Below are 17,622 nucleotides of genomic sequence, written 5' to 3' on the forward strand. Positions count from 1 at the left end.
CCCGCACTTTTTTACCGATTAAACCTGCTGTTTTACCGTCTTCTTTACCTTAAATCACCAATTTTCAATTGTCGTGCTATTCATACCGTCGTATTTTTAGGTATAATTTAATACTTAAAACAATGAACAACGATATAGGAACTACCATTACTCCCAACAATAGCAAAACCGCTGCAGGGGTAATTTTATTGGCCATTGGCAGTATATTACTGGTTAGGCAATTTGATTTGTTTTTTATCCCCGACTGGCTGTTTAGCTGGCCCATGTGGGTGGTGGCCTGGGGATTGTATATGGGCGCTAAATATAATTTCCGCAAGCCTTCATGGATCCTGATCACATTAATAGGTGTTGCTTTTTTACTAAATAACAACATCCCTGATGCCGACCGTATTGTTTGGCCGGTAGCTGTAATGGGAGTAGGCGCCTGGATGATTTTTAGACCCCGCAAACACAAAGACCAATATTATTTTGAAAAGCCAAAGGATACTTTTCATTTTGATAACCCAACCGAACCAGAAGTTTAGTTTAATAGTTTGTAGTCAATTCATGAAGGGAGTTCCGGTTTGCGGGCTCCCTTTTGTTATGATTTAAAATTGGTAGCAGGTAGTTAGCATCAAGCCTTTGAATGTAAAATATATGATGTTGGCTTAAGCTGCCGCTAATATTAATAAGTGATACTAACTGCCTGATATTAACACTCAACTTTTTCACCGACAAAACCTACCTTTCCACCGATTTCTTTAAATATGTCGCCAGTTTTTGTTTGGCTCATGTATAATGTTACCTTAGTTTTGGATATGATTTAATTTGCACACAAATGAACAACGATATAGAACATTCAAAAAACCCCAATAAGGGAAAAGCGATGGCTGGGGTTATACTACTTGCTGTAGGAGGCGTGCTGCTTTTAAGGCAGTTTGCTGATTTTTTTATACCCGATTGGATATTTAGCTGGCCTATGTGGCTTATAGCCTGGGGCCTTTATTTAGGCGCCAAACATAACTTCAAAAAATCGTCATGGGCCATCCTTACATTTTTAGGAATAATATTTTTATTTGATCATAACATTCCTGACGCAGGCCGCATTGTTTGGCCCATGGCCATTATTGCTTTTGGCATATGGCTTATTTTAAAACGGGGCAGGCATAATGAATGGGAAAGGAACGCTACAGATGGTAAATGGACCAAACGGCCCGCTAATTTTAACTTTGACAAAGCCGACCCTGAAATTGATTATACCGTAAAGGATGGTGACGATGTACCACCCACAGAACCTGATACCCCTCCCTTCGGTTATCACAACGGAGACGATTACCTGGATGCCGTTTCAATTTTTGGCGGAGTTAACAAAACTATACTATCTAAAACCTTTAAGGGTGGCGAAATAGTAAACATTTTTGGTGGCGCCGAGCTTGATTTTACCCAAGCCGATATAAATGGCAGGGTTATTATTGACATTACCCAGGTATTTGGCGGTACCAAGATCATTGTTCCCTCAAACTGGCAGGTGGTATCTGATCTGGCAGCAGTTTTTGCCGGGGTTGATGATAAGCGCATCAGGAGCACTGCTTCGGCCAATAACGATAAAATACTGGTACTTAAAGGAACATCTATTTTTGCTGGCGTTGATATACGCAGCTATTAATTATTAAAAACAACGATCATGAACTGGTACGTAGCAAAATTAGTTTTCAGGGTGATCAGCGGTGATGGCGACCACCAGGCACAGTTTGATGAGCAGCTGCGCCTTATTAGCGCGGATAATGAACTGATAGCCTTTGAAAAAGCAAATAAAATTGGTCATGCCAATCAGGACAGCTTCAAAAACATAGAAAAACAAACCGTTAAATGGCAGTTTATTGATGTGGCAGAACTTAACCAGATAGGCGAGCTCACCGATGGCGCCGAACTGTACTATAATATACATGAAACACCCGATGCCGACCTGTACATAGCCTGGGCACACCATAAGTCGGCACTATTGGGTGTAAGAAATTAATAACGAGCGGCATCATGACTTTGAATATAAGAAGCGGGCTAAAAATTAAAAAAGACTCATTGCGAGGTGCGAATAGTGTTCTTTTAGAAGTATAAAACTTAATACTCAAATCTAAACAGCTTCTATTGAGCTGCTATTAATACCTAAATACTAATTACTCAATACTAATAAAAAAATAAGTTTTGGCATTACCAACCATATCAGCTTCAAGATTATACGGCGCATTTGTTGTTTGCGGCCTGGTATGGGCCAGCCTGCAAACTTATATTGTGCATAGTTTTGGTTTTTTTTGGTTCACTGCCTCAACCGATGGCCTGTTAAGCGCCATATTGTTGTCAGGCGCTTGCTGGCTTATTAATAATAACCTGCGTTATTACCAACCGGGCAAGGGCAGCTATATCAACCTGTTCATCTGGTGTGTGGCATTGGCGGGCATTTGTACATTGGGTTGCCGATACCTGTTACCCCTTATCAATGCCGATAAGGTGTTTGTGAATTTTGTACAACAATCATTAACCATCCGCTTTTTTACTAATTTTTTGGCCATTGGCTGGATGGCCATGATCAGTTTACTATGGTACTCGCAGCTTGATCAAAAGGAAACCCAAAAACGCAAAACTGAAGCCGAGCAGTTGGCCCGTGACGCCGAACTTTACAATTTACGGCAGCAATTGCAACCGCATTTCCTGTTCAACAGCCTTAATTCAATAAACGCGCTTATTGGCTTTAAACCCGATGAGGCCCGCCGGATGATACACCAGTTATCTGATTTTTTACGGGGCACGCTAAAAAAAGACGATCAACAGCAAGTTCCGTTAAGTGAAGAACTGTCACATCTGAACCTGTATTTGGATATAGAAAAAGTACGCTTTGGCCATCGCCTGCAAACTGAAATAAGCTGTGATGACAAATGCAGCAGCGCCGTAATGCCATCCATGCTATTGCAGCCACTGGTTGAAAATGCTATAAAATTTGGCTTATATGATACCACAGGCGAAGTAACAGTAAGCATCCGCGGCGAAATTGAGGATAATTATCTGGTGCTTATGGTTCAAAACCCTTATGACCCGCAAACATCGCGCCCGCAAAAAGGTACCGGTTTTGGCCTGCGTGGTGTACAGCGCCGCTTATATTTACTTTTTGCCCGTAACGATTTGATGGAAACTCATGCAAATGATAATATATTTACAACCATTATAAAAATACCACAGTTATGAGGCGAGCCCTAATTATTGATGATGAACCTTTAGCACGCATGGTTGTAAAGGAATATCTGCAAAATTTTAATGAAATTGAATTAATACAGGAGTGTAATGACGGCTTTGAAGGGCTTAAAGCTATACAACAGCACCAACCCGACCTAATATTCCTGGATGTACAGATGCCCAAAATAAACGGTTTTGAAATGCTGGAACTGGTGGAACAACCACCAGCGGTAATATTTACTACCGCTTTTGATGAGTATGCCATTAAAGCTTTTGAAGCACACGCAGTTGATTACCTTTTAAAACCCTTTAGTAAAGACCGCTTTAATAAAGCAATTGAAAAATTTCTGGCCACTGCGCCCGAAAAACACACCCCCAAACAAACCGAAGAGCTGCTGGAAACCGCGGCATCTCAATCGCCAGCACAACATGAGCGTATTGTGGTTAAAACCGGCACCAAGGTTAAGATCATCCCGGTGGCCGATGTTGAATACCTGCAGGCTGATGATGATTATGTAAGCGTGTTTACCAAAGAAGGATCATACCTGAAAAATAAAACGATGAACTTTTTTGAGCAAACCCTTGATGCGCGCCAGTTTGTACGTGTGCACCGCTCCTACATTATAGCTATATCACAAATTACCCGTATCGACCCTTACGAAAAAGACGCTCACCTGGCCATCCTGAAATCGGGTGCCAAAATACCGGTAAGCAAAACCGGCTATGTAAAATTGAAACAAGTGCTAGGAATATAACAGCTGATGACAATTATTGATCAGTTTATTTAATCATACTCAACCCTGTAATAGCCTATAAACGGAAAATACTCCGTATTGACATTGATGGTATCATAAATACCAAGAGGGAACGCCGCTTGTAAAGTACCAATTGCTGTGCCCTGGCCGTTAGCTGTGCCGGGGCCTAAATAAAAGAATCCGAAGCTGCCTATCTGTCCTTTATAAAATATTAAATCACCGGGTAATGGATTGTCTACCTTTTTGTAACGTTTCATTATGGTTACAGAAAGCGGTTCCGTATTATTTCGGGTAATATTGATACCGGCTTGCTTTAAAACGTATTGGATATAGCCGGGAGAATCAAAGCTTGATTTGGGCGTATTTTTACCTAACTCAAAAGGAATTTGTTTCCAGGTAGTTAAAAGGGCTATTGTAAGCGCTAATTTTCTTTTACCCGAAGGGAGGTTTATGATCGTCTTCTTGATGCTACTCCAATCAACTTTTTCGCCATCGGCAAGTGTGTTACCCTGGTTGGCTTGCGTGCTTTCTATTAAGCTTATTAAATATTGATTGAGCTGTTGCTCATCCAATTTTAGCCCTGTTATCCTGTTTTTTAATTCGGCTATTGCTTCTTTTTGCCTGTTTAAGCTATCACTGGATCTTTTAAGTTCAGCTTTTACTATTCTCAACTCTTTGTTGGAGTTGAACAGATTATAACTGGCAAACAGTAAAGACGTAATAAAGATCAAGATCCCGATCAGGCTGATTATAGCTGATCTTCGCGATGATTTCTCCAGGTTATCAAGATCACTCATCGCTTACATTTTACCTGTTACTATAATTTTTAAGGCCTGATCCCACATTCGCAAAAGTCTTCCGCCTGTGTAGGTTATTAAGCCCGACGACCCGAACATTAATGATAACTCGGCCTTACCGGCTTCTTTATTGTAGATCATGAGTGAAATTGCAACAAGAAGTATCACTAAAGATATACCCGTAACAGCAAGGTGAATAAATCTTTCAAACTTAAATAGTCTGACAAGTTTTTCAACTATTGAATAACGCTCATCCAATTCTTCCTGTTTCATTTACACTCATTATTAGGACGTTATACGAATTTATAAAATAATAATTGTATTTCAATTTTGTTGTTTTATAAATATTCCAATGAGAAGGCATTAATTTCTATAGGAAGATCAGCAATACGCCCTCCATTTAAATCACGCCATCAGCAGCACCATCAACGCTTCTTCTACCCTTTCTTCCTCCAGCAATTGTTTAGCTTTTAAATGCAGCTGCAGTTCGCGGGTCTGGCTGTCGCCTATGGTGGCATCCAACAGCTCTTTTATAACGGGTTCCTGCTTGTAGGCTTCAATAGCATAATCAGTGGGCAGGGCCTCCAGATTACCCAGCTGACCCAGGTTATTGCCGGTAAGCACCCTTGAATTTCGGATAGCGTGTGGCAGGCTATCAACCCCGATGCACATTTTCATATTGGGCTTAGCAACCTTGAACAGGTTATCCTCCGTAACACGGCAATACCAATCGCCCCCTAAACGGGCCACCAGGTCAATCTTGGCCTGGTCAATTCTGCCTTCGGCATCCAATATCTCATCCTTGATATGTATTATTTTAATTTCGGCCAAAACCAGGTTGCCTGCGCCGGGTGTGTCCCCCAGAGAGATCACCTGATTTATAACACATTCCAGTTGCACAGGCGCCTCGGCTACGCGGGGTGGCCTAACCAGTTCAGATGCCAGGGGAGTTAACCCCGATTTAATAAACTCATTTACCCCTTTGGCATACATCACGCTTGAAAGCGAAACCTGCTGCACCATATCATAATCAACAATATTGATCACGCATTCGGGTACTTCCAGAATATTTTGAAGCGTGTGCTTGGTGGTATTATCGCGTACACTGCGCGATGGAGAAAACACGCAAACCGGCGGGTTGGTACTGAATATATTAAAAAAACTGAACGGGCTCAGGTTTACATTGCCCTCCTTATCAACCGTTGAGGCCAAACAGATAGGTCGCGGCGCTATGGCATGGTTAAGGTAACTATGTAATTGCAGAATAGAAAGCTCGGAAACCTTTAATGATGGCATATTTAATAACTATTACTTTTTCAACTTCAATATTGAAAAATCACTATCCGATTTTTTGATGATATTACCCAGCATACCCAAACCGGTAACCTCCATTTCAATAAGGTCGCCGTCCTGCAGCCATTGTGGCTGATAGTTAACATCATTAAGCAAGCCGGTTCCGTTGAGTTCCAGAAAGCAGCCCGTACCAACAGTGCCCGAGCCTATTACATCACCAGGCAGTACATCGCAGCCATAGGCACAACGTTCAATGATCTCGGCAAAGGTCCAGTCCATATCAGCCATGTTACCTACTGATACCTGTTTGCCATTTACCGCACATTTCATTTCCAGGTTATATGCATTACCTGTGTGGCCAGGCTTTGGTGCAACTTTATATCGTTCCAGTTCATCGGGCGTTACCAACCACGGGCCTATAACGGTCGAAAAATCCTTGCCTTTTGCGGGCCCCAGGTTCAACAGCATTTCTTCCATTTGCAGGGTGCGCGCACTCATATCGTTCATGATCATAAAGCCTGCTATTAAACCATCAGCATCAGCAGCCTTAACGTTGCGGCCCTTTTTATTGAGTACAACGGCTACTTCCAGTTCAAAATCGAGCTTGTTAAAATGATCAGGCATGCACTCAATTTCGCCCGGGCCTTGTATCGCATTGTGATTGGTAAAGTAAAAAATAGGGTATTGGTCAAATTCAGGTATCATATCAACCTTGCGGTTGCGGCGGGCAGCCGCTACATGCTGCCTGAAAGCATATCCGTCACGGCATGATGACGGGTGCGGCACCGGTGCTATCAGTTCAAAAAACAATTCCTCTTTAGCTTCCATTTTACCCGAACGAATGTCGGTATCAACTCGCCTGGCATGATCCATTAATTCATCACCTCCCCATAAAAACTCATTCATGTTATCAGGAATAAGCTTATCGCATGAGTTCAGATTATAAATATGGTTATTTATAAAAACACCTAAATGTTCACGGTCTTCGGTTTTATAGGATACTAATTTCATAGGATGATGTGTTTGTTTTAACTGATTTTAGGATGCTTTCGCCTATTTAGTAAAATTATATTGAGCAATATTATAAAAGCTAACAAAGCAATTAAGTCTAATAAAAAGTCTATCAAAAGAAAGCTAACTGTAAGCGCGCTCCCCAAAGATGCCTCCATAGTTTTATAAGAATAAAAATGCCATGGAAAGCCAATTGATATAAAACCATTTGCGTGGGCATTAAACACTGAAAATATCAAAGTAATAATAATCCAGATAGCTATTCCCCATAATATGGCCTTCTTCTTGATCATAAACTGGTGATTGGTTAAATCAAAACTAAACAATTTACTTTATGGGTGGTTAATTTATTATGCTTGCATATTAAGATTATTACTATTAATTTCGTATTAAACATGTTAAGTATTCAAAAGCATTTTCTGTTTTCGCTGGGCCTTACCAGCATGAGCGATGCCTCATCGTTTAGGGATGCTATGCTTGCAAAAATAGTGCTGGCTCAGTACTAAGAAAGATTTTAAAGTAAGGATAGATAAGGCCTGTACCTGTTTTAATCCGGGGAATCCCATAGGCCAATCGTCCCCAAATCCTTACGCTTTATTTAAACTATCCTGATATTTTAAACGTTTTATTGTTAACCAATTAAAACATCATGCCTTTATATCATACATTAGGAGCTATTCCACCTAAACGGCATACGCAATTCCGTAAGCCGGATGGTACCTTATATGCCGAAGAACTGGTATCAACCGAGGGATTCTCAAGTCTTTACTCTTTGGTTTACCATGCTTATCCGCCCACTATTGTAAAAACATTGGGCGAGCCTTACAGTGTAGAGCCCAAAATTGCCCGCGAAAAGCACCTGAAACATACCAGTTTAATAGGTTTTAACATTCAGCCGGAAGATGATTATCTGCAAAGCCGAAAACCCGTGCTGGTAAACAGCGATCTGCATATCTCATTGGCCGCGCCACGCAAATCGATGATTGATTATTTTTACAAGAACAGCCAGGCCGATGAGGTGGTGTTTATACACCAAGGCAGCGGTGTTTTAAAAACCGGCTTTGGCAATATAAAATTCGTTTACGGCGATTATTTGGTTATACCCCGAGGCACCATATATCAGATGGAGTTTGATACGCCTGATAACCGGCTGTTTATTGTGGAGAGCTTTAGCCCCATCCGCCCGCCAAAACGTTATCGTAACCAGTATGGTCAATTGATGGAACATTCGCCGTATTGCGAGCGCGATATTAAACGACCGGCCGACCTGGAAACCCATGACGAAAAAGGCGACTTTAAGATCCTGATCAAAAAACAGGGTCTGATATATCCTTATGTATATGGCACCCACCCTTTTGATTTTATTGGCTGGGATGGCTTTCATTACCCATGGGCCTTATCTATACATGATTTTGAACCGATAACAGGGCGCTTGCACCAACCGCCGCCTGTACACCAAACATTTGAAGGGAATAATTTTGTGATATGCTCTTTTGTGCCGCGCAAGTTTGATTACCATCCGCTATCTATCCCTGCACCCTACAACCATAGTAATGTGGATAGCGACGAGGTATTATATTATGTTGATGGCGATTTTATGAGCCGCAAAAGTGTAGTAAAAGGACAGATCACCCTGCATCCGGGAGGAATACCTCACGGCCCGCACCCCGGCTCAGTCGAAAAGTCGATAGGTAAGGAATCAACGGATGAACTGGCAGTGATGATAGATCCGTTCCGTCCGCTGATGCTTACAGAAGACGCTATAAAAATTGAGGATGAAAATTATTATAAAAGCTGGCAAATGTGAAGTGAAAGGCGAGAGCCAAGGGGCAATCATCAATTCAATAATCCATTAATTCGATAATTAAAATGCAAACACCAACTATAGATAAAAAAGTATCCACTAACGGGAGCAATTTAAAAGGGGCGGCTGATTTCCTGCCGCTTAACGGTACTGATTATGTTGAATTTTACGTGGGCAATGCCAAGCAGGCCGCCCATTATTATAAAACCGCTTTCGGCTTTCAGAATTTAGCCTATGCCGGTCCCGAAACAGGTGTTCGCGACAGGGCATCGTACGTATTACAGCAAGGTAAAATCAGACTGGTGCTAACTACCCCCCTGCACTCCAACCATCCTATTGCCGAACATATTAAAAAACATGGCGATGGCGTAAAAGTACTTGCGCTTTGGGTTGATGATGCCTATGATGCGTTTGAACAAACTACTAAACGCGGCGCCATACCATTCCAACAACCGCAAACCCTTACCGATGAGTATGGTGAGGTGCGTACCAGCGGTATTAAACTTTATGGCGAAACCGTTCATATGTTCATTGAACGTAAAAACTATAAGGGCTTATTTTTACCAGGATATAAAAAGCTGGAAACAACCTATAACCCGCCAGCCGCGGGCCTGTTGCATGTTGACCATTGCGTAGGCAATGTGGGCTGGCACAAAATGAACGAATGGGTAAACTTTTATGAAGAGGTGCTGGGCTTTAAAAACATTTTAACATTTGATGATAAAATGATCAGTACCGAATACTCCGCCCTAATGAGTAAGGTAATGAGTAATGGCAACGGTTACGTTAAGTTCCCGATAAATGAACCTGCAGAGGGTAAAAAAAAATCACAGATAGAGGAATATCTTGAATTTTATGAAGGCGAAGGCGTGCAGCATCTGGCCCTGGCTACAAATGATATTGTTGCAACCGTAACTGACCTGCAAAATCGTGGCGTTGAATTTTTAACCGTACCTACAACTTATTATGACGACCTAACTGCCCGCGTGGGCAAAATTGATGAAGACCTGGAACCGCTGAAAAAGCTGGGCATCCTGGTTGACCGCGATGATGAAGGTTACCTGCTGCAGATATTTACCAAGCCAATTGAAGACCGGCCTACCCTATTTTTTGAGATCATACAGCGTAAAGGCGCAAAATCATTTGGTGCAGGCAACTTTAAAGCATTATTTGAAGCTATTGAACGCGAACAGGAAATTCGGGGGAATTTGTGATTGAATAGGTAATTTAAGCTGTGAGATTTAAGACAAACAAAAGCCGGGCATTTCCCGGCTTTTGTTTACTTGCTTTCGTTATATTTGAGATACTTAAATTCCTCATGCAATGAAAAAGCTCATTCTGCTTATTGGCATCATCACCCTATGTATCAATTGTTTTGCACAAAACACACCTGCTGCTAAACCCGTATATGATGCCGAACTCGCCAAAAAGCTTGGAGCAGACGATTATGGCATGAAAAAGTATGTGCTGGCTTTTTTAAAAGAAGGACCTGTACAACTGAAAGACTCGGCCGCGAACATGCAGTTGCAAATGGCGCATCTTAAAAACATTGGCCGTCTTGCCGCCGAAGGCAAGCTGGTTGTAGCCGGTCCGTTTTTAGACAATCAGCCATTACGAGGCATCTTCATTTTTAATGTGGCAACCGTTGAGGAAGCCAAAAAACTTACCGAAACCGATCCCGCTATAAAAGCAGGAGCTTTGATAATGGAATTGCACCCCTTTTATTGCAGCGCAGCGTTATTGCAGGTTGTGCCTATTCACAACACGCTTCAAAAGAAAAGTATGACCGATTGACGCCATGAATGTTGATGAAGTTATTGGCTTTTTAAAACAAAAAGCCGAGCCCGCCTACCTTGCCGGCATGAAGCGTTTTGGTATCGATACAACTCACGCTATAGGCGTTCGTCTTCCTGAATTACGTAAACTGGCTCGGATCATCAAAAAAGACCACCTGCTTGCCATTGAACTGTGGGATACCGGCCTGCATGAAGCCCGCATGCTGGCATCAATGATAGATGACCCGGCATGCGTAACGAAAGATCAAATAGACAATTGGACAAAGGATTTTAACTCCTGGGACCTGTGCGACCAGGTATGCGGAAATTTGTTTGACCGAACCCCATTTGCTATTGATAAGGCTATTGAGTTTAGCGCGCGACCTGAAGAATTTGTTAAACGGGCAGGCTTTGTTTTAATGGCCGAATATGCTGTTCACCATAAAACCGCATCAAATGAAACACTTATCAACCTTCTTCCTATAATTGAAAGAGAAGCATGGGATAACCGCAACTTTGTTAAAAAAGCAGCCAATTGGGCGCTACGGCAAATAGGTAAAAGAAATGATACTTTAAAAGTTCACGCTTTACAAACAGCCCGGAACATTTTAAAACAAAATAATAAAGCAGCCAAATGGATAGCAACCAACGCTTTAGCCGAACTGGTCGACAAATAATCCATTTTTTTAACATAACACATCAAATTGGCTAAAAATCAGGACGTTTTACATCAAAAGCGCTGTTTTTCTTCTATTTACACCCTACCTGATATCACTTTTGACCATTTCTAATGAAATTTTACTCCTTAAAATATTTAATTATATCTTTTTGCAGTTAAATACGTCAAATAATATCTAAAATATCCGTCAACTAATTCTTTTTGCATTTTTTATCCGTGTAAACGCATAAAATCCAAAGCAATAAATTTTATTTCGTAATCATCAGTATAAGAGTTGTTTATACCATATCAAATATTATATTTGAAACATCACAATTTAAACATTTATAGCACAGAGCAGGAAAAAACATATACAACCAATGGTTGTAATTTGAGTAATTTAAAATTATGGCACATATTTTTCTTATAAGAGCGTGTTGTTAATGAAATAAATGAGTAGGTCATAAATTAATATGGGTTTTTCTGAGGATAAATTTTCTGACGATAGCAGGTTGCACCTTGCTCAATTAATTGATAACATTAATGCGGGCATTTGGGAATACAACATTAGCACCAGGTCTATTAAATGGTCTGCAGGCTTTTATGCTCTCTTAGGATATGAACCCGGCGAGATCGAATGCTCCAATCACTCATTTTTTGAACATCTGTTATACCATCAGGATAAATCTGTTTTTCTGAATGCGTTAACTAATCAAACCCATACTGGTCCCGTACATATCAGGCTGCTTACCAAAGCTTCGGGCTACCATTGGTTTGAAAGTACTGTTAAAAAACATAATGATGAAAGCGGCCATACAATTTACGGCTCTATCATTAATATAAACCAGTATAAACAAGCCCAGCTGCAGGCTGCACACAACGATCGGGTTTACAGCGATACGGTAAAAATAGCCAAATTAGGTAGCTGGGAAATTGAGACAAGCACCCTGAATTTAACATTATCCAAACAGATATATGATATTTTCGAGCTACAGACCGAAGTAAAACTGACGCTTGACGAAGCGATAAGCTTTTTTGAACCATCATACCGCCCTGTAATACAAAACGCCATAAATAACGCCATTGAGTTTTGCCAGCCCTATGATCTTGAACTATTGTTCAGAACGGCTAAAAACAATATAATTTGGGTTAGGGCAAAGGGTATACCCATTATTAACGATTTTGGAAAATGTGTTACTATAAGGGGTATTTTTCAGGATATAGATAATAACAAACGTAAAGGCCTTAGCCTGGAATCATCCCTAAATCTACTTACCGACCAAAACAGGCGCTTACAAAATTTTGCATATATCGTATCGCACAACCTGCGTTCGCATACCGGTAATTTGCAATTTATGGTGAATTTATATGAAGAAACCGATCTTGCGAATGATCGCGATGAAATTTTTTCCCATATAAAATCCATCAGTAACAGCTTAAATGCAACTATTGAACATCTTAATGAAATTGTTAAGATACAAAATGAAATTACGAACGAACGCAGCATTATTAGTTTCGAAACCATTTTTAAAAACATACAATCGGCTATAAAAAGCAATATAGATGCCCTTGGGGCACGAATAGAGTATGATTTTAGCCAATGTCCGCAAATAAGTTATATACCCGCCTATATGGAGAGTATATTGCAAAATCTGCTTACCAATGCCTTAAAATACAGTCACCCAGACAGGAAACCGATTATCCGGTGCCATACGCTTAAAGACCGTAACCATATTTATCTGATATTTGAAGACAATGGCATCGGCATTGACCTTGAGCGCTACGGTGATAAAGTATTTGGAATGTATAAAACCTTCCATCAAAACCCCGATGCCAAGGGAATTGGGTTGTTTATTACCCGTAATCAGGTTGAAGCCCTTGGTGGTACAATCAAAGTGGAAAGTACCGTAAATATTGGCACTAAATTTACAATCAGACTGGTATAATAACCAATCGTATAATGACCATAGAGTCTCTTCCCCCTGTTAACGCCTGTATTATTGACAACAACCGCACTTATGTTTATGGCTTTAAAAAACTACTGAGCCTCAAATATACTATCAACCACTTCACACATTTTGATAACGGCAGGGACGCCATTGCCCATTTAAAAAGCGCAATTAACGTCAATAATTTGCCTGATCTTATATTCCTGGATATCTATATGCCTGTTATGGATGGCTGGGAATTCATGAAAGAATTTGAGGAAATAAAATCACAGCTGGGGAAAAAAATCGCAGTTTACATACTCAGTTCCTCAACGGATATGGATGATGTTGACAGGGCAAAAAATATTTCTTCAATTTCTGATTATATTTTTAAACCCCTGGATGCGCAGCATTTAACGGAGATATTTAACAACGTTCAGGCCTTAATTCCCGATAAATTTAAAAGTACAGGCACAGATTAAAAACCCAGCCTGTACCTATAGTTTTTTTATTCAATATAGCTTTCCAGTATTTTAAAGCCGCCGGTTGTTTCCAACTCAACGCTATCAATGCTTTTAGGTAGTAAAATACATTCGCCCATGTTTACAGGGTAAGCCTGTCCGTTATATTTTAGAGTATAAGCTCCTTCCACACAAACGTGTATCACAAACGAATCAAGCGCAGCATAATCCTTCGATGTGTTGTGGGTAGAATCAAGCAGGTTGGTGGTAAAATATGGGCACGTAACCAGCTTTACCGTTTCATCTTTCTGCGGCTGATAGCTGGTTTTATACTCGGGGTAGTGTTTGTAGTCAATAGCGGCAAGTGCTTCTTCTGTATGCAGCTCACGTTTATTGCCTTTATCGTCAACGCGGTCAAAATCGTAAATACGGTAAGTAATGTCTGATGTTTGCTGGATCTCAGCTATAAGCAGTCCTTTGCCAATGGTATGAACGCGGCCCGCGGGTAAAAAGAAAACATCGCCTCCTGTTACATTTTCGCGGTTTAAGATATCCATAATATGACCGCTGTTCAGGGCATCTACATATTTTTGCTCTGTCATATCCTGATTAAAGCCTGCTATCAATGTGGAACCAGGATCGGCCTCAATAACATACCACATCTCAGTTTTACCAAATGAATTATGGCGTTTTTTTGCCAGTTCATCATCCGGGTGCACCTGTACAGACAGATCATCATTGGCATCAATAAACTTTACCAGCAGCGGAAATATATTACCAAAATGAGCATAAACCTTTTCGCCCACCAATTCGCCCTGGTATTTCACCAACAGGTCGGCTAATGATTCACCAGCCAGTTCACCGCTTGCCACTACTGATACATCAGACTTTACGCCTGATATTTCCCAGGTTTCACCACAGTTGGGCAAAGTGCCAAAATCTTTATGCAGATAGGTTTTGATCTTTTGACCACCCCATATCTTGTCTTTGTAAATGGTTTTAAATTTTAATGGATATAATGCCGCCATGCTATTGTTTTTTGCTGCTAAGTTATCAGTAAAAAAAGAAAGGAAAAACTGAATTGACACTTTTTAGTCAAATCTTATCAGGCACAAAAAAGCCCGCCAGGTAAGGGCGGGCCAGATATTTCATCTTAATATATTACTTGCCTAATTTGGCTTTCAGGTTTTCGTCAATAGCTGCTAAAAATTCTTCGGTATATAAATAATCTTTACCATGCTCAACCTTTGGCTTAATAGTAATGGCAAGATCTTTTGTCATTTTACCGCTTTCAACTGTTTCAATACATACCTGCTCTAAAGTTTTGCAGAAGTTGATCAGTTCCTGGTTTTTATCAAGCATACCACGGAACTCTAATCCTCTTGTCCAGGCAAAGATAGAAGCTATAGGGTTGGTTGATGTAGGCTTGCCTGCCTGATGCTCGCGATAGTGGCGTGTAACAGTACCATGCGCAGCTTCGGCTTCCATTACCGTACCATCAGGTGTAACTAAAGTTGAGGTCATTAATCCTAATGAACCAAAGCCCTGGGCTACCGTATCAGATTGAACATCGCCATCATAGTTCTTACAGGCCCATACAAAGTTACCATGCCATTTTAAAGCAGATGCAACCATATCATCAATTAAACGGTGCTCATAAGTTAGCTGGTTAGCTTCAAACTCCAGTTTAAATTCATTTTCATATATCTCCTGAAAAATGTCTTTAAACCTGCCATCATATTTTTTAAGAATGGTATTTTTAGTTGAAAGATACAATGGCCATTTTTTAAGCAACGCCTGGTTAAAGCAAGCGCGGGCAAATCCTTTTATTGATTCGTCGGTATTATACATTGCCAGTGCAACGCCATCTCCCTTAAAATTAAACACTTCAAATGACTGCTCTGCGCCACCGTCTTCAGGAGTGAAGGTTATGGTAAGCTTGCCTTTACCTTTGGTAACAAAATCAGTAGCACGGTACTGATCGCCAAAAGCATGGCGGCCTATGCAGATCGGAGCTGTCCAGTTAGGTACCAAACGTGGTACATTGGCCATTACAATCGGTTCACGAAAAACTGTACCATCTAAAATATTACGGATGGTTCCGTTTGGTGAACGCCACATCTGTTTTAAACCAAATTCTTCAACACGTTGCTCATCAGGTGTAATAGTTGCACATTTAATACCTACACCATATTTTAAAATAGCATTAGCGGCATCAATAGTCACCTGATCGTTAGTTTCATCACGATACTCGATACCCAGATCATAATATTTTATATCAAGATCAAGATAAGGAATTATCAACCTGTCTTTGATAAATTTCCAGATAATTCGGGTCATTTCATCTCCATCCAGTTCAACTACCGGATTTTCTACTTTAATTTTTGACATACCTGATGTTGTTTTTTATTTTATTGGTTCCAAATATATCAAATTGACTTTACCAATTTCATTAAATACAGCATGAAAAATTATTGATTGCTTTAAACTGACTATTTATTATAATAAGTTTATTGTAATTGTGAAGTTTGGTGCTATTTTTATAAAATCAAACATTTGTACTTAAAAGTGGTTGTTTGGTTAATTGCCATAGCCCCCTAATTATGATAAAACTGATATTTAAATTAATTATTATAGTAATACTGTGCACAAGCACATTCTTAGCGAAGGCCCAATTAGGTTATGATTATGCGCAATATGATGTTGGCGTTGCAGTTGGCTTAAATGTACCTGTAAGTACTGATGTACACACGCTAAACAAAACCCCTTCGGCTCATTTTAACTTTACTTACAATCAAAGCCCTTTTGTTAATTACGTTTTTGAAGGCCAGGCCGGCCGCCTTAAAGGCAGCGATCCTGAATCAATTCAATCGGGAAGGCGGTTTGAAAACCACTTTGCAGCTTTTGCACTAAAGGTGCAGTTACAAGCTGGTGAAGTTATTGATTATTCGCACAACCAGATGGCCAATGCTTTTAAAAATCTTTATGTCTCGACTGGTATTGGATACATTGTAAACCATATTGTAGTAAAAAATCCCGATTTGCGGGTACCCCCAGGTATGATGCTAGCAGGTGATAATAACACCCAGGTACCTTTTATACCAGTTAGGCTGGGTTATGAAATAAAGGTATTTAACCAATATAACGAACCCAGCATTAAAATTGATCTGGGTTATCAATACAATTTTGTATTAAGCGATAACCTTGATGGCTATGATACTGGAGATAGTAAACGAGACGTTTTTTCGCAGCTTACTTTAGGAGTAAAATTTGCCATTGGCGGTGTAACCTCATACCGTAAACAGGTGCATTATTAGCATCGCTTTTTAATTTGCTTTCGATTAGTTTTTTTTGATTTCTGGCAAGGTTTTAGGTATATTTAATCAAAGCAAAATCCTATGAACAATCAAAATATAAACTTCGGATTTGACGATGATAACGATGATGATGCGTTAAACGACAACAGTGCTGACCGTGACAGGACATTAAAGGATGAATTAGGGGAAACAATTGATAAAGAGGACCTTAATTACAATCCCGATGATAACAGCTTTGAGTATGATGTAAAAAGTGACGACCCTGAGTATGATCACCCTGACCCGTACGATACCTCCGTTAAAAACGGCGATGATATGAATTCCACGTATGACGAGGCCAATCCTTATGATAATACAGGTGATGAATATGCCGGAAAAAGATCGCTCGAAACTGATGTTGACGACCTTGGCATGCACATTGACAATGGCGATATTGTAGAGGTTGACCCTACAGATTCTGCATTAGCACACACTCCGGAGGACGATCGCGAGGACCTTGACGAGGAAGGTTATCCTAAAAATGACGGCGAGTTTTTGAAATAGTTTTTTTAGTAGTGAGGGATAAATATTGGGTGGTGTTTGTGCCATTGATGGTATCAACGCTCCTGTTAAATTTAAT

General features: G+C 40.3%; 19 protein-coding genes. 13 read left to right on the forward strand and 6 right to left on the reverse strand.

The features are described from left to right. The first annotated feature begins 122 nt into the window (after positions 1-122). The 5 genes from J2W55_RS23780 to J2W55_RS23800 all read left to right on the forward strand — a co-directional run bounded on the left by J2W55_RS23780 (position 123) and on the right by J2W55_RS23800 (position 3,959). A complete protein-coding gene (locus J2W55_RS23780) occupies positions 123-524 on the forward strand; it encodes a LiaF transmembrane domain-containing protein (protein ID WP_310102268.1) in 402 nt (133 codons plus the stop codon). Positions 525-817: 293 nt separating this feature from the next. Then, positions 818-1,645, forward strand: coding sequence for a LiaF transmembrane domain-containing protein (locus tag J2W55_RS23785; RefSeq protein ID WP_310102270.1), 828 nt, complete (start codon positions 818-820; stop codon positions 1,643-1,645). 18 nt (positions 1,646-1,663) lie between these two features. After that, a complete protein-coding gene (locus tag J2W55_RS23790) occupies positions 1,664-1,999 on the forward strand; it encodes a DUF4288 domain-containing protein (RefSeq protein WP_310102273.1) in 336 nt (111 codons plus the stop codon). A gap of 182 nt (positions 2,000-2,181) precedes the next feature. Further along, a complete protein-coding gene (locus J2W55_RS23795) occupies positions 2,182-3,216 on the forward strand; it encodes a sensor histidine kinase (RefSeq protein ID WP_310102275.1) in 1,035 nt (344 codons plus the stop codon). Beyond that, the gene (locus J2W55_RS23800) at positions 3,213-3,959 is read left to right on the forward strand and encodes a LytR/AlgR family response regulator transcription factor (RefSeq protein WP_310102278.1); all 747 of its coding nucleotides are present in this window, start codon (positions 3,213-3,215) and stop codon (positions 3,957-3,959) included. The genes J2W55_RS23795 and J2W55_RS23800 overlap by 4 nt, the downstream gene beginning before the upstream one ends. 29 nt (positions 3,960-3,988) lie before the next feature. On the opposite strand, the gene J2W55_RS23805 is transcribed toward J2W55_RS23800, so the two are convergent. From J2W55_RS23805 to J2W55_RS23820, 4 genes are all read right to left on the reverse strand, one after another. Continuing rightward, positions 3,989-4,756 carry an NlpC/P60 family protein gene (locus tag J2W55_RS23805; RefSeq protein ID WP_310102281.1) on the reverse strand — a complete coding sequence of 256 codons (768 nt, stop codon included), beginning with the start codon at positions 4,754-4,756 and terminating at the stop codon, positions 3,989-3,991. Positions 4,757-4,759: 3 nt separating this feature from the next. Continuing rightward, positions 4,760-5,029 (reverse strand): hypothetical protein, encoded by a 270-nt coding sequence (locus tag J2W55_RS23810; RefSeq protein ID WP_310102282.1) that lies wholly within the window; start codon positions 5,027-5,029, stop codon positions 4,760-4,762. Between the two features lie 132 nt (positions 5,030-5,161). Then, positions 5,162-6,052 carry a flavin reductase family protein gene (locus J2W55_RS23815; protein ID WP_310102284.1) on the reverse strand — a complete coding sequence of 297 codons (891 nt, stop codon included), beginning with the start codon at positions 6,050-6,052 and terminating at the stop codon, positions 5,162-5,164. 12 nt (positions 6,053-6,064) lie between these two features. Further along, positions 6,065-7,060 (reverse strand): fumarylacetoacetate hydrolase family protein, encoded by a 996-nt coding sequence (locus J2W55_RS23820; RefSeq protein WP_310102286.1) that lies wholly within the window; start codon positions 7,058-7,060, stop codon positions 6,065-6,067. Positions 7,061-7,709: 649 nt separating this feature from the next. On the opposite strand from J2W55_RS23820, the gene J2W55_RS23825 reads away from it, so the two are divergent. From J2W55_RS23825 to J2W55_RS23850, 6 genes are all read left to right on the forward strand, one after another. After that, positions 7,710-8,867, forward strand: coding sequence for a homogentisate 1,2-dioxygenase (locus J2W55_RS23825; RefSeq protein ID WP_310102288.1), 1,158 nt, complete (start codon positions 7,710-7,712; stop codon positions 8,865-8,867). Positions 8,868-8,929: 62 nt separating this feature from the next. Next, a complete protein-coding gene (gene hppD, locus J2W55_RS23830) occupies positions 8,930-10,078 on the forward strand; it encodes a 4-hydroxyphenylpyruvate dioxygenase (RefSeq protein WP_310102291.1) in 1,149 nt (382 codons plus the stop codon). A 109-nt stretch (positions 10,079-10,187) separates the two neighbouring features. Continuing rightward, entirely contained in the window at positions 10,188-10,658 is a 471-nt protein-coding gene (locus J2W55_RS23835) for a YciI family protein (RefSeq protein WP_310102293.1), read from the forward strand. A gap of 4 nt (positions 10,659-10,662) precedes the next feature. After that, positions 10,663-11,316, forward strand: coding sequence for a DNA alkylation repair protein (locus J2W55_RS23840; protein ID WP_310102296.1), 654 nt, complete (start codon positions 10,663-10,665; stop codon positions 11,314-11,316). 454 nt (positions 11,317-11,770) lie between these two features. Then, positions 11,771-13,243, forward strand: coding sequence for a PAS domain-containing sensor histidine kinase (locus J2W55_RS23845; RefSeq protein ID WP_310102299.1), 1,473 nt, complete (start codon positions 11,771-11,773; stop codon positions 13,241-13,243). Positions 13,244-13,257: 14 nt separating this feature from the next. Further along, positions 13,258-13,707 (forward strand): response regulator, encoded by a 450-nt coding sequence (locus J2W55_RS23850; RefSeq protein WP_310102302.1) that lies wholly within the window; start codon positions 13,258-13,260, stop codon positions 13,705-13,707. Positions 13,708-13,733: 26 nt separating this feature from the next. Here the strand turns inward: J2W55_RS23850 and J2W55_RS23855 are convergent, their stop codons facing one another. Beyond that, positions 13,734-14,714, reverse strand: coding sequence for a type I phosphomannose isomerase catalytic subunit (locus J2W55_RS23855; RefSeq protein ID WP_310102304.1), 981 nt, complete (start codon positions 14,712-14,714; stop codon positions 13,734-13,736). A gap of 133 nt (positions 14,715-14,847) precedes the next feature. Then, entirely contained in the window at positions 14,848-16,077 is a 1,230-nt protein-coding gene (locus tag J2W55_RS23860) for an NADP-dependent isocitrate dehydrogenase (RefSeq protein WP_310102307.1), read from the reverse strand. Between the two features lie 212 nt (positions 16,078-16,289). Here J2W55_RS23860 and J2W55_RS23865 point away from each other — a divergent pair, with 212 nt between their 5' ends. Beyond that, positions 16,290-17,003: a hypothetical protein gene (locus J2W55_RS23865; protein ID WP_310102310.1), complete on the forward strand. Its 714-nt coding sequence runs from the start codon at positions 16,290-16,292 to the stop codon at positions 17,001-17,003. An 81-nt stretch (positions 17,004-17,084) separates the two neighbouring features. Further along, positions 17,085-17,546, forward strand: a complete 462-nt coding sequence (locus J2W55_RS23870; protein WP_310102313.1) for a hypothetical protein — start codon at positions 17,085-17,087, stop codon at positions 17,544-17,546. Positions 17,547-17,622: the final 76 nt, after the last annotated feature.

The sequence above is a fragment of the Mucilaginibacter pocheonensis genome (assembly GCF_031456535.1).
Taxonomy (GTDB): Bacteria; Bacteroidota; Bacteroidia; order Sphingobacteriales; family Sphingobacteriaceae; genus Mucilaginibacter; species Mucilaginibacter pocheonensis.

What these genes read in the sequence shown, in the direction of transcription:
- J2W55_RS23780 (WP_310102268.1), top strand. Translation starts at nt 123, where the DNA reads ATGAACAACGATATAGGAACTACCATTACTCCCAACAATAGCAAAACC.
- J2W55_RS23785 (WP_310102270.1), top strand. Translation starts at nt 818, where the DNA reads ATGAACAACGATATAGAACATTCAAAAAACCCCAATAAGGGAAAAGCG.
- J2W55_RS23790 (WP_310102273.1), top strand. Translation starts at nt 1,664, where the DNA reads ATGAACTGGTACGTAGCAAAATTAGTTTTCAGGGTGATCAGCGGTGAT.
- J2W55_RS23800 (WP_310102278.1), top strand. Translation starts at nt 3,213, where the DNA reads ATGAGGCGAGCCCTAATTATTGATGATGAACCTTTAGCACGCATGGTT.
- J2W55_RS23805 (WP_310102281.1), bottom strand. Translation starts at nt 4,756, where the DNA reads ATGAGTGATCTTGATAACCTGGAGAAATCATCGCGAAGATCAGCTATA.
- J2W55_RS23810 (WP_310102282.1), bottom strand. Translation starts at nt 5,029, where the DNA reads ATGAAACAGGAAGAATTGGATGAGCGTTATTCAATAGTTGAAAAACTT.
- J2W55_RS23815 (WP_310102284.1), bottom strand. Translation starts at nt 6,052, where the DNA reads ATGCCATCATTAAAGGTTTCCGAGCTTTCTATTCTGCAATTACATAGT.
- J2W55_RS23820 (WP_310102286.1), bottom strand. Translation starts at nt 7,060, where the DNA reads ATGAAATTAGTATCCTATAAAACCGAAGACCGTGAACATTTAGGTGTT.
- J2W55_RS23825 (WP_310102288.1), top strand. Translation starts at nt 7,710, where the DNA reads ATGCCTTTATATCATACATTAGGAGCTATTCCACCTAAACGGCATACG.
- hppD (WP_310102291.1), top strand. Translation starts at nt 8,930, where the DNA reads ATGCAAACACCAACTATAGATAAAAAAGTATCCACTAACGGGAGCAAT.
- J2W55_RS23835 (WP_310102293.1), top strand. Translation starts at nt 10,188, where the DNA reads ATGAAAAAGCTCATTCTGCTTATTGGCATCATCACCCTATGTATCAAT.
- J2W55_RS23840 (WP_310102296.1), top strand. Translation starts at nt 10,663, where the DNA reads ATGAATGTTGATGAAGTTATTGGCTTTTTAAAACAAAAAGCCGAGCCC.
- J2W55_RS23845 (WP_310102299.1), top strand. Translation starts at nt 11,771, where the DNA reads ATGGGTTTTTCTGAGGATAAATTTTCTGACGATAGCAGGTTGCACCTT.
- J2W55_RS23850 (WP_310102302.1), top strand. Translation starts at nt 13,258, where the DNA reads ATGACCATAGAGTCTCTTCCCCCTGTTAACGCCTGTATTATTGACAAC.
- J2W55_RS23855 (WP_310102304.1), bottom strand. Translation starts at nt 14,714, where the DNA reads ATGGCGGCATTATATCCATTAAAATTTAAAACCATTTACAAAGACAAG.
- J2W55_RS23860 (WP_310102307.1), bottom strand. Translation starts at nt 16,077, where the DNA reads ATGTCAAAAATTAAAGTAGAAAATCCGGTAGTTGAACTGGATGGAGAT.
- J2W55_RS23865 (WP_310102310.1), top strand. Translation starts at nt 16,290, where the DNA reads ATGATAAAACTGATATTTAAATTAATTATTATAGTAATACTGTGCACA.
- J2W55_RS23870 (WP_310102313.1), top strand. Translation starts at nt 17,085, where the DNA reads ATGAACAATCAAAATATAAACTTCGGATTTGACGATGATAACGATGAT.